The following is an 11,453-nucleotide window of genomic DNA, read 5'->3' as shown; positions in this document are numbered from 1 at the left end:
CCGTCCGGCGCCGTCCGGAGGGCGGGGGGGACCGGCCCCTGAGCCCTTGTGTGCCGCGCCCCGCGGGGAACCCCAACTGATAGTCTCCGCAGCCGTGTTGCCGTTTCCGACCCCCGGCGTGCCGCCGCCGGGGGGTGAGAGAAGGAGCCACATTGTCCATCGATGCCGTACCCACCGGCCAACAGCCCTCCGCGGCCGCCACCGGACGGCCTCGCATCCTGGTCATCGGCGGCAAGCTCAAGCTTGTCCGCAAGGCCCGGGAACTGGGGCTGGACGTGGTGCACGTCCAGTACCCGGACGCGTACGACCGCGGCCACTGGCCCTACGTCGACCAGGCGCTGCTGCTCGACTACGGCGACATCGACCGGCTGCTGCCGCTGGCCCGGGCGCTGCACGAGACCAGTCCCTTCCGGGCGGCCGTGTCGGTGTTCGAGCTGGGGCTGCTGCCCGCGGCGCGGATCAACGAGGCGCTCGGGCTCGGCGGCGAGTCCGTCGAGACCGTGGAACTGCTCCTGGACAAGTGGCGGATGCGGCGGCGGCTGGCCGCCAAGGGCATCAGCCCGATGGCCTCCGCCGTCGGCCGCTCCACCCGGGACGTGCGGGAGTTCGTCGAGCGCCACGGCCTCCCGGTCATCGTCAAGCCGATCCGTGAGTCGGGCAGCGTCGGGGTGTTCTGCATCCGCGAGCCGGCCGATGTGGACGCCGTCGCCGACCGGTTCCGCGCCCTCGACGACGGGCACTGGGTCGCCGGGGACCTGTTCGGCGCCGACGCCTTCGAGGAGTTCCTCCTGGAGGAGTATCTGGACGGCCCGGAGATCAGCGTGGAGACCCTGAGCTTCGACGGCCGGCACGTGGTCGTCGCGGTGACCGACAAGGAGGAGTTCGGCGGCCCCGGGTTCGTCGAGATCGGACTCTCGCAGCCCAGCCGCTGCCCGGCGGACACCCTGGACGAGGTCACCCGGCTGGTGACGGACTTCCTCGACGCGATGGGGCTGCGCGACGGCCCCGGGCACACCGAGATCCGGCTGACCGCGAACGGCCCGAGGATCATCGAGTCCCACAACCGCATCGGCGGCTACGGGGTCAACGAACTGGTCGAGACCGCCTACGGCGTCGACATGGAGCGCTACACCCTGGGCGCCCCGTTCGGCCTGGTGGAGCCGCTGACCGCGTCGCCGAGGGCCCGGGGCGGAGCGGCCCTCCAGGCCCTCACACCGGAGCCCGGACGGGTCGTGGCGGTGAACGGCGTGGACGCCGTGCGCGCGGACCCCGCCTTCGTCGACCTCCATCTGAAGGTGAAGCCGGGCGATGTGGTGTCACCGCTGACCTGGAACGAGGACATCGGCGGCTATGTCGTCGCCCGGGGGGACACCGCCACCGAGGCCATCGCCCACAGCAGGCGGCTGGCCGAGGCGATCGACGTGCGCACCGAGCCCGTCGAGTGAGCAGCGCGCCGCCGGACGGGCCGGGCGTCGAGGAGCCGAGGTTCCGCGACGCGCTGCGCGGCCTGCCCGCCCGGGTCTGGATCATCAGCCTCGGCATCCTGGTCAACCAGATCGGCAACTTCCTTCCCGTCTTCATCGTGCTCTATCTGACCGGGCGCGGTTACTCCGCCGGGGCGGCGGGGCTGGTGCTGGGTGTGTCGGGTGTGGGCAAGGTGCTCGGCAACGCCATCGGCGGCCATCTCGCCGACCGGATCGGCCGGCGGTGGACCATCGTGCTGTCCGCGGTGACCACCTCCGGACTGACGGCGGCCGTCCCGTTCCTGGGACCGCTGGCGCTCATCGTGACGGTGGTCGGGCTCATCGGCGTCACCTCGCAGATCTACCGGCCGGCCGCCGCCGCCGTGCTGGTCGACTCCGTGGAGCCGACCAACCAGAAACGGCTCGCCGCCTTCGGGGTGTTCCGGTTCGCGGTGAACGTGGGCTCGGCCGTGGGCGGCGTCATCGGCGGTGTGCTGGCGAGCAGCTCCTACACGGGGCTCTTCCTGGTCAACGCCGCCGCCTGTCTGCTGTTCGGGGTGGTCGTGGCGGTGCTGCTGCGGGACGCGCGCCCGCCGCACCCCGCCCCGGACGGCGCGGACCCGCGACAGGACGGGGGGGTGGGGTACCGGCAGGTGCTCGCGGACCGCACCCTGACCCGCTTCCTGGTGATGACCGTGTTCGCCGAGTTCGTCTACATCCAGTCCACCGTCGGCCTGCCCCTGCACGTCGACGACGCGGGGCTGAGCGAGCGCGACTTCGGCCTCCTCATCGGGCTCAACGGTCTGCTGGTGCTGCTCTTCGAACTGCCCATCACCGGCGCGGTGGTCCGCTACCGGCCCGAGCACGTCCTGGCCGTCGGCAATCTGATCGTCGGTGTCGGTCTCGCACTGACCTGGTTCATGACCGACATGACCATGCTGGCGGTCACCGTGCTGGTGTGGACGTTCGGCGAGATGATCTCCAGCTCCATCTCCCAGGCGTATGTGGGCAGTCTGGCCCCGCCGCACATGGTCGGGCGGTACCAGGGGCTCCACGGTGTCGCGTACACGATCGGCACCGGCCTCGGACCGCTCATCGGCGGCGCCGTGTACGCGGTCGGCCCCTGGGCGCTGTGGGCGCTGGTCGCCGTGATCGGGGTGTGGTCCGCCCAGCTCAGCCTGCCGGCCCGCCGCACGAGATCCGCCGTGGCGGAACCGGGGTCCTGACCCGGCGGCGGAGCGGTGCGACGACACCGCGCCGCGCCGGCGCCTTCCCTGAACATCCGGAGTGGACAGGAGAGAGTTCGTGAGTGATTTCGCAGGACTGGTCGCGATCGTCACCGGCGGCGCCTCGGGAATCGGCCTGGCCACGGCGAGACTGCTGAGGAGCAGGGGAGCGAGCGTCGCCGCGTTCGACCTCCGGCCGGAGGGGCTTCCGGACGGCATCGTGGGCATCGAGGCCGATGTCACCGACGACGCGCGTGTCGAGGCCGCCGTGGCCGCCGTGGTCGAGCGGTTCGGCCGGCTGGACGTGGTGGTGAACAACGCCGGGATCAGCGCGGTCGGGGATGTCGCGGGGAACAGCGACGACGAGTGGTCGCGCGTGCTCGACGTCAATGTGGTCGGCATGGTCCGGGTCGCCCGGCACGCCCTGCCCCATCTGCGCCGCTCACCGGCGGCGGCGATCGTCAACACCTGCTCGATCGTGGCGTGGGCCGGTCTTGAGCAGCGGGTGCTGTACTCGGCCAGCAAGGGCGCGGTGTACGCGATGACCCTGGCCATGGCGGCGGACCATGTCCGCGAGGGCATCCGGGTCAACTGTGTCGCCCCCGGCACGGCGGACACGCCCTGGGTGGACCGGCAGATGGACCGGGCGCCCGATCCGGCCGCCGCGCGGGCCGCGCTCAACGCGTTCCAGCCGACGGGCCGTCTGGTGTCGGCCGACGAGGTGGCCGGGGCGATCGCCTATCTGGCGAGCCCGCTGTCGGGCACAACGGTGGGCACGGTGCTCTCCGTGGACGGCGGCATGCACGGCCTGCGCCTGCGCCCGCCGGCCCCGCGGTAGACCGGCGCTCGGTGGGCCGGCCCCGCCGCGCCCGCCGGGGCCGGACATCGGGCCGTGCGGGGCAGCTCCCCGGGAGGGGGCGGGGGGGCGATTTTCGGCCATCAGTGAGAGGGAGGGCAACGGGAGTCCGATCTTCCTTCTCTTCCCGGCCGGGAGCGGAGGAGCGGGGCCGTTCCCGGTCTCTCACCCCCCGACCCCGTGCGGCAGGGAGTCAACTTGTTCTCCAGCAGACAGCCAGGGCGCGGTGCGACCACCGTCACCACAGCCCTGGTGGCGGCGGCACTCGTCGCCGGAATGACCAGTACGAACGCCTTCGCGGACACCGGCACCGCGACCGGTGGCGGCACAGCCGCCGGCGGTGCCGGGACCAGCCTCCGGTGGGTCACCCTGATCACCGGCGACCGGATCGGTGTGGACATCCGGGACCGGGTCGTCTCCATCGAACAGGGCGAGGGGCGCACGAGGATACCCGTGCGGAGCTGGACCGAGCGGGGGCGCACCTACGCCGTTCCGGCCGACGCCGAGCGGCTGATCGCGGCCGGAAAGCTCGACCGGCGGCTCTTCGACGTCACCGGGCTGGCCGGCCCCGAGAGCCGGCGGGCCTACCGCGACGGTCTGAAGGTCGTCGTCGAGTACGAGGGCGCGTCGGCGGCCGGGGCCCGGCGGGAGGTCCGGGGCGACGCGAAGGTGGCGCGCACGCTGCCGTCGATCAACGCGGACGCCGTGACCGTGCCGAAGCGGGACGCGAGCGGACTGTGGGCCACCCTCACCGGAACCGGAACCGGTGGCGGGGGTGCCCGGACGGCCGCCACCGCCCCGGGGATCGAGCGGGTCTGGCTGGACGCGGTCTACACCCCGAACCTGGACACGAGCGTGGGCCGGATCGGCGCCCCGAAGGTGTGGCAGTCCGGATACGACGGCACGGGCGTCACCATCGCGGTCCTGGACAGCGGTGTCGACGACACCCACCCGGATCTGGCGACCCAGGTGGTCGGGGCGGCCAACTTCACCTCGTCCCCGGACACCAAGGACCGGCACGGGCACGGCACGCACATCGCCTCCATCGCGGCCGGGACCGGTGCCAGGTCCGGCGGCCTGCACAAGGGCGTCGCTCCCGGAGCCAAGATCCTCAACGCGAAGATCATGGACGACAACGGGACCATGGAGTCCGGCGCCATCGCCGCCGTCGACTGGGCCGTCGGCCGGGGCGCCGACATCGTCAGCATGAGCTTCGGCACCGGTGACACCCCGGACATCAATCCGCTCGAAGCCCATATCAACCGGGTGACGAAGGAGAAGGGCGTCCTCTTCACCGTCTCCGCCGGCAACGAGGGACCGAAGGCCGGCACCGTCGGCTCCCCCGGCAGCGCGGAAGCCGCCCTCACCGTCGGCGCCGTGGACGACGCCGACCGGATCGCCCCCTTCTCCAGCGTCGGCCCCCTGCACGCCGGGGTGATCAAGCCGGATGTCACCGCTCCCGGCGTGGGCATCACCGCCGCGTCGGCCCCCGGCAGCGTCATCGCCGGAGAGGTCGGCGAGAACCCGGCCGGCTACTTCTCCATCGGCGGTACGTCCATGTCCACCCCGCACGTCGCGGGCGCCGCCGCCCTGCTCAAGCAGCGCCACCCCGGCTGGACGGGGGAGCGGCTCAAGGCCGCGCTGACCGCGTCCGCCCAGGACGGCGGGTACTCCGCCCTCCAGCAGGGCACCGGCCGGATCGCCGTCGACCGCGCCGTCGAGCAGACCGTGGTCGCCGACGAGACCACCGTCCCCTTCGGCCGCCAGCAGTGGCCGCACACCGACGACCGGCCCGTGGCCAAGCAGATCACCTACCGCAACCTCGGCACCCACGAGATCACCCTGGATCTGGCGGTCAAGGGGCTCGACGCCCGGGGCGTGGCCGCCCCCGCCGGTTTCTTCGCGCTCGGCGCGGACCGGGTCACCGTCCCCGCGGGCGCCACCGCCACCGTGCCCTTCACCGTGGACACCCGGATCGGCGGCGACAACAACGGCGTCTACACCGCCGTCGTCACCGCGACCGGCGGCGGCCAGACCGTGCGCTCCACGGCCTCCGTGGACCGCGAGGTGGAGTCGTACGACCTGAGCCTCGACTTCCTCGGCCGGGACGGCCTGCCCGGCAAGGAGTTCTACACCCATCTGCGGCAGATCTCCGGCGCGGACGACGTCTCCGTCACCCTCAACGGCAGCGCCACCGGCACCGAGAAGCTCCGGCTGCCGAAGGGCGACTACGCGATCTTCTCCAGCCTGTGGAACGAGTCCGGCGGCTCGGACCGGCTGGTCCACCCCAGGCTGGCGCTGACGGGGAACACCTCCCTCACCGTCGACGCCCGCACCACCAAGCCCGTCGAGATGACCGTCACGGACCCCCGGGCCCGGATGACCGGCGCCGCGGCGGCCGTCACCGTCGGCATCGGTGAACGGTCCATGGAGTTCAAGGACCACGCCTCCGCCGGCTTCGAGGGCTTCCGCACCGCGCAACTGGGCCCGGAGCAGCCCACCGGTGTCGAGCTGCGGGACACCCTGTACGGCCAGTGGGAGCGCGACGCCACGACCCAGTACAGCCTCGCCGCCGGAGGCGAGGTGAAGCGGCTCTTCACCGGCTACACCCGGAAGTTCGGGCCCGCCGACTTCGCCCGCGCCACCGCGACGCTCGGCGCCTCCGTCCCGGGCAGGACGGGACGCACGACAGCGCTGGGCGGGAAGGAGCGCTTCGACCTCGGCTCCGAACACCCCTTCGCCCTGCCGGGCTCCCGGACCCACTACCTGGCCACCGACGGGAAGGCCAACCTCTGGTCCCTGACCGGGGCGCAGCTCGACACCCAGGGGTGGTCCGGGGAGATCGAGTACACCGCTCCGGAGCAGGACTACCGCCCGGGTACGAGTCACCGGGTGACGCTCGGCACCGCCGTGCACTCCCCGTCGATGCGGGGCCGCAACGGCGTCTTCCGCAAGGGGAACAAGCTGGAGTTCGTCGTGCCGCTCTTCTCCGACGGCCGCGGCAACACCGGCCGGTCCGCGTACTCCTCGGCGAAGTCCACGCTCCACCGGGGCGCGACCAGGATCGAGGAGAAGGAGGACGCGCTGACGGGCTGGCAGTTCTACGGCGTCGGCCCGGAGGACGCCGAGTACACCCTGACCACCTCGGTGACCCGGAGCCCGGCCGTCTCCGCCGTCGGCACCCGGATCGACGGCTCCTGGACCTTCCGCAGCGCCATGCCGACGACGGACGGCGAGACGCGCACCCCGCTGTCGACGGTGCGCTTCGGTGCCCAGGTCGACCTGGACGGCACCGTTCCGGCGGACCGCACGGTGACCTTCCCGGTGACGGTGCAGGGGCCCGCTGCGGGCACCGGACTGAAGTCCCTGGAGGTCTCGGTCTCCCACGACGGCGGCACGACCTGGCAGCGGACACCCGTCACCAAGGGGAAGATCACCGTCAGGAACCCCGCCAAGGGGAAGACGGTCGCCCTGCGGGGCGAGGCCGCCGACACCCGGGGCGGCAGGGCGAGCGTGACCGTGTACGACGCGTACATCGGCAAGTAGCCCCGCCGGCCCCCGCGCACGGCACGGGAGGACAGGGCCCCACCGCACGGATCGATGTGCGGTGGGGCCCTGCCGCGCTCCGGGGCACGCGCACCGCCGGCCGGTCCGGGCCCGCGCGTCCCGGTCCGGGCCCGTGCGTCCCGGTCCGGCCCGGGACGCGCGGGACGAGACCGCCTGGTACCGGGGCCACTCGCACGGGCGCATCCACGGCGTGGGCGGCGGACGGCCCGACCCGTGGGGCCTCCACGACATCCCCGGCGACGTCGGGAACGGGTGCCGGGATCTCAGCGGCGCCGGAGGCCCACGGCAGCCACCGGGTGCCGCGCCGCGGCGGCTGGTGCGACGAGCACAGGAGCTGCCGTGCCCCGGCCCGCCGCCGAGGCCACCCGGGCTTCCGGGCCGACGGCGCCGGACTCCGCGTGGCGCGCTCCGGGTGACCCCGCGCCCACCGGGCCGTCCCCCGGGCCGGGGAACGGCCCGCACCGCCTCCCGCCTCCCCGCACCGGGCGTTCACCGCGAGCGCGGAGGCCGCGCACGCGGGTGGTGTCACCGGCCGGTGCCGGCGAGGCCGCGGAGTTCGGCCGTGGCCTCCGCCGCGCGGGGGTGGTGGTGCTCGCTGAGTGTGCGCACCGCGGCGGCCAGCGCCGCGCGGGCCTCCGCCGGCCGGCCGAGGTGACGCAGCACGCGTCCGAGTTCGAGCTGTACGGGCCCGCTCCACGCGGGCATGTCCAGACCCTCGAAGGCGGTCAGGGCCTGCCGGAGGTCTGTCTCGGCCTCGGGGAACCGGCCGAGGGCCGCGTAGTCCCGGCCGAGGTGGTGCAGGGTGACGGCCTGGTAGACGGCGAGAACATGGGAGGACTGACCCGGAATCCTCTTCCGGCAGATCTCCAGACTGCGGCGGTGGATCGTCAGGGCCTGATCCGGGTGACCGCGCTCGCACAGGATCATGCCGAGGCTGTTGAGGGTGGTCAGTTCGGCGAGCCTGCTCGGGGGCGAGCTGTTGCGGCGGTGGCAGTCGGCCGCGTCGCGGAGCCACTGGACGGCCTCGTCCACGCGGCCGAGTCGTTTCAGCGCGCCCGCGCCGTAGGCCAGCGCCCACCCGGTCTGGAGCGGATCGCCGCACGCGCGAGCCACGGAGAGGGCGGAGCGGGCGGTCTCCAGGGCGGCGTGGTGGTCGTAGGCGCACAGATTGTGGGCCCACGTCAGGTAGTTCAGATGAGTGGCCTCCTCGTGCGGGCTCCCCAGGGCGCGGGCGGCTTCGGCGGCGCACCGGAAGACGTCGACCCACGGGTGCCAGTGCTGGGTGAGGTCGGAGAACCAGTGCATGGCCTCGGCGGTGTCGATGACCTGCCGGTACCAGCCGGCGGCGTGGGCGTGCCGCAGGGCGGCGAGCCACTGGTGGCGTTCGGCCTCCAGCCAGGCGCGGGCCCGGTCACGTCCGGCCGGGGCGGTGACGGGATCGGGGTCGCCCGCCGGTGCGCCGTGGTGCTCGGCGTCGAAGTGGAGGGCCGCGGCGGTCGCACGGGCCAGCATCCAGCGGGCGGCCCGGTCCAGAGCGGCGTCCCGGACCGCCGGGCCGTCCTCGGCCGCCACCTGTTCGGCGGCGAACAGCCGGAGGAGGTCGTGGAACCGATAGCGCTCGGCCGAGGGATCGGACTGGAGCAGCCCCCGGTCGCAGAGCTCCTCCAGACGGCGTTCCGCCTCGGGGAGCGGAACCCCGGCGAGGAGGGCGGCGGTCTCGGGGCCGACATCGGGTTCCGCCGCGAGGGCGCAGCGCCGCAGAAGCCGCCGGGCCACGGGGTCGAGCTGCTGGTACGAGAGGGCGAAGGCGGCCCGCACCTGGAGGTCCCCGGCCCGCAGAAGGTCGAGTCGGCGTTCCTTGCGGTCCAGTAACGCGGCGAGTTTGCCCAGGTCCTCCCGTGGCCGGGCGGCGAGCCGCTGGCCGGTGATACGGAGGGCCAGGGGAAGGCGTCCGCACAGATCGGCGAGGTCACGGGCGGCCTGGGCCTCGCGGGCGACACGCTCCGGGCCGAGGATGCGGCCGAGGAGTTCCACCGCCTCCTCACGGCGGAACAGGGGCAGTTCGACGCGGTGGACGCCTTCGAGGCCGGCAAGACCGCCGCGGCTGGTGACCAGGGTGAGGGAGGGGCCCGCGCTGGGGAGCAGGGGACGTATCTGGTTCTCGTCGGCCGCGTTGTCGAGCACCAGGAGCAGGCGCCGGGTCGCGGCGAGCGAGTGGAACAGCCCCGTCCGGTCCGCCAGGCCCTGGGGCAGCGACCGTTCGCCGACTCCGATGGCGCGCAGCAGCCGGGCCAGGGCGTCGCCCGGCCGGACGGGTTCGTCGTCCATGGCGCGCAGATCGAGGTGGAAGTGCCCATCGGGGAACCGGGGGGCCAGCCGGTGGGCCGCGTGGACGGCGAACGCGGTCTTCCCGAGGCCGGGCGCGCCCGTGACGACGGCAACCGTCGGGTGAGCGGGCGCCGCCGAGCCGGCCAGGTTCTCCAGATCCCTGAGGGCATCGCCGCGTGCGGTGAAGCCGTGGACGTCGCGCGGCAGGGGGAGGTGCCCCGAAGGGCCCGGACCGGCGGTGGGCCGGGCGCGCTGTCTGCCGGGGGCGGCCGAGGCTTCCAGGCGGTGGGCGTCGTCGGCGTCCAGTCCCAGCGCCCGGGCCAGGGCCTCGACCGTCCGGCGCTGCGGCCCCCGGGTACGGCCGCGTTCCAGATTCGCCAGGGCCCGCACACTCAGTCCCGCGGCGAGGGCCAGCTCCTCCTGGCTGCGTCCGGCGGCGCTGCGCAGGGTACGCAGGAGCTGCCCGAAATCGTCGTGCGCGGGGCTCATGGCGCTGCTCCTCCTCCGGGTGCGCCACGGCAGGCGCGATCTACCGGCAGAAGTATCGCGCACCGTAATTGTGCCGGTCGTTGTGCCTGGTCATGCCGCAGGCCGGATGATGAACTCGGTGCCGCAGGACGTGTCTGCACGTCTGCGGACGGGCGCCCCGATGAGGGCTTCGCCCGTCGGTGCCGGTTCCCTGACGCCCGCGGACACCGAAGTTTCCACGAGAGGTAATGACATGAGCAGGACATTTCATGGTGTCGTTCGCTAGGCGAAGAACGGACCGAGGACGCCGCTGGCTCCCCGTGGTCCTGGCCGTCGTCTGCTCGGCCGCCGTGGCTCTGGGGGCGCAGGGCCTGGTGTCCCGGGTCACGCAGGAGCCGGCGCCGCAGCGGACGGAAGCCGCCCTGCCCGCCGGGATGGGAACAAAGGAGGGGGAGTACACCCTGTTCGAACCCACCTGGACCACCGCGCACATCAGCCAGAAGGGGCTCAACGCCGTGCAGCACGACACCGGTCTCGTCGTGCAGTACGCCGGTCCGCTGGGCCGGAATCCCGGGCAGCGGAGCGACTGGATCGGGATCTACGAGCAGGGCCGGCTCGAAAAGGCCCACCGCAAGGACTGGGACTGGGTCTGCCCCAACGAGCACAGCCGCTGCAAGTGGTTCGGCTCGGCGATCATCCCCGCCGGTGACGACGGTCTGGTGTCGGGCCGGACGTACACCGTCGCCTACTGGACCGACGACGCGAGCGAATCGAGCGGCAAACCGGCCGTGACCGTTGACTTCGTGGTGCCCTGGTGACCGGGCGGCCTTCGCGCCCCCGATCCGGCAGACCGAACACCCATCCCCTGAAGAGGCTTGGCTAGCATGCTTTTCCGCACACGCGCAGACGGCAGACGGGGCAGAATCCTGCCGCTCGTCGCCGGCCTGTGCTCGGCCGCCGTCGTTTTCGGCGCCCAGCATCTGTTCTCCCCCTCGGCGGAGCCCTCCGGCACCGCGGACCCCCAGCGCGTCGCGCTCGCGGCGGCCCGCGCCGACGGCACGGACTTCACCATCGTGGACGCGACGTGGACCACCGCCGACATCCACCAGAAGGGTCTCCATCTCACGCCCTACGACACCGGGCTCGTGGTGACCTACATGGCGCCGAGCGGCAGGAACCCCAGCGCCCACAAGGACTGGGTCGGGATCTACGAGAAGGGCCGGATCGACCGGGCCCACCGCGTGGACTGGGACTGGGTCTGTCCCAACGAGCCCAACCGCTGCACGGACTACGGCTCCGCGGTCATCCCGGCCGGAGACGACGGCCTGCGGTCCGGTGCGACCTACACCATCGCCTACTGGCCCAACGACGCGTCGGAGGCCGGCGGTCCCCCCGCCGCGACCATCGACTTCGTGGTGCCGTGGTGACCCGGCCCCCCGCCGGGACCCGAACCCCGCGCACTCCGCTCCCGTACGGCATCGCCGTGCGCTGCCTGCTCGCGTTCGCTCTGGCCATCGTGTCCACGATCACCGTGCAGGCGAAGCC

General features: G+C 73.2%; 7 protein-coding genes. 6 read left to right on the top strand and 1 reads right to left on the bottom strand.

Going from position 1 to position 11,453, the window contains the following annotated elements; all coding sequences use genetic code 11:
- The first annotated feature begins 152 nt into the window (after positions 1-152).
- The 4 genes from ACWCRA_RS25710 to ACWCRA_RS25695 all read left to right on the top strand — a co-directional run bounded on the left by ACWCRA_RS25710 (position 153) and on the right by ACWCRA_RS25695 (position 7,091).
- Positions 153-1,445, top strand: a complete 1,293-nt coding sequence (locus tag ACWCRA_RS25710; protein ID WP_451068712.1) for an ATP-grasp domain-containing protein — start codon at positions 153-155, stop codon at positions 1,443-1,445.
- Positions 1,442-2,689, top strand: coding sequence for an MDR family MFS transporter (locus ACWCRA_RS25705; RefSeq protein ID WP_351543293.1), 1,248 nt, complete (start codon positions 1,442-1,444; stop codon positions 2,687-2,689). Before ACWCRA_RS25710 ends, ACWCRA_RS25705 begins: the two co-directional genes overlap by 4 nt.
- 79 nt (positions 2,690-2,768) lie before the next feature.
- Positions 2,769-3,527 (top strand): SDR family NAD(P)-dependent oxidoreductase, encoded by a 759-nt coding sequence (locus ACWCRA_RS25700; protein WP_351543290.1) that lies wholly within the window; start codon positions 2,769-2,771, stop codon positions 3,525-3,527.
- A gap of 216 nt (positions 3,528-3,743) precedes the next feature.
- Positions 3,744-7,091, top strand: coding sequence for a S8 family peptidase (locus ACWCRA_RS25695; protein ID WP_451068711.1), 3,348 nt, complete (start codon positions 3,744-3,746; stop codon positions 7,089-7,091).
- A 546-nt stretch (positions 7,092-7,637) separates the two neighbouring features.
- On the opposite strand, the gene ACWCRA_RS25690 is transcribed toward ACWCRA_RS25695, so the two are convergent.
- On the bottom strand, positions 7,638-9,929 hold the full coding sequence (locus ACWCRA_RS25690; protein ID WP_451068710.1) for an ATP-binding protein: 2,292 nt from the start codon (positions 9,927-9,929) through the stop codon (positions 7,638-7,640).
- Positions 9,930-10,177: 248 nt separating this feature from the next.
- On the opposite strand from ACWCRA_RS25690, the gene ACWCRA_RS25685 reads away from it, so the two are divergent.
- Both ACWCRA_RS25685 and ACWCRA_RS25680 read left to right on the top strand, forming a co-directional pair.
- Positions 10,178-10,726 (top strand): hypothetical protein, encoded by a 549-nt coding sequence (locus ACWCRA_RS25685; protein WP_451068709.1) that lies wholly within the window; start codon positions 10,178-10,180, stop codon positions 10,724-10,726.
- Positions 10,727-10,792: 66 nt separating this feature from the next.
- Positions 10,793-11,335, top strand: a complete 543-nt coding sequence (locus ACWCRA_RS25680; RefSeq protein WP_351543280.1) for a hypothetical protein — start codon at positions 10,793-10,795, stop codon at positions 11,333-11,335.
- Positions 11,336-11,453: the final 118 nt, after the last annotated feature.

The organism is Streptomyces sp. NPDC001889, from assembly GCF_053594535.1.
The sequence above is the reverse complement of the archived record's forward strand: the minus strand, read 5'-3'. Positions and strand labels throughout refer to the sequence as shown.